A 560-nucleotide genomic window follows, 5' to 3' on the forward strand; every position below is an offset into this window, starting at 1 on the left:
TTTTTTAATGTTTTAAAAGAACGTGAACTGTTTTTATACCCATCATTTAAGTTTTTTATCGAGCTTTTTGTGGATGGACTTGTACTAAATTTTGAAACGTATCCATAAATGTCGCCAAATTGAATTCGGTGCCAATCGCCATAATCACTTACTATAGAGTATGATTCACCCTTCTTAATTTCTCCTATCCTTTTTAATTTACCAGACCCGCGATTGTCATATATTGGTAGGTCCTCATTTGCTTTGAAGTAGCTGTTAAAATTGGCATATTGAATTTCAACTTCACTTTTCCTTATATAACCTACTCGATTTAAATAACTTACACGCCACCAATTTCCATAATCAGATGCTATTGGAAAAACAGTACCTTTTTCAATTGTTCCAAAAGGAATCAAGTCTTTCGAACTATTATCATATACATTCACTTGTTTTGTAGGAACTAGTTTATGAGATGTACCCGTATAACCTTTATTTGGATTTGCTATTTCTGAACTAGTAGCATACCCTGTATGGGCTTTTTTTACATATCCATAAATATCCCCAAATTGTACACGCCACCA

At 33.0% G+C, this 560-nt stretch carries 1 protein-coding gene; it reads right to left on the minus strand.

The genetic code is table 11. The features are described from left to right. Positions 1–560: SH3 domain-containing protein (locus AC6CHS_RS19425; RefSeq protein ID WP_498238287.1), on the minus strand; the 560-nt coding region annotated here is incomplete at both ends.

Source organism: Oceanobacillus sp. GQ8, from assembly GCF_059758495.1.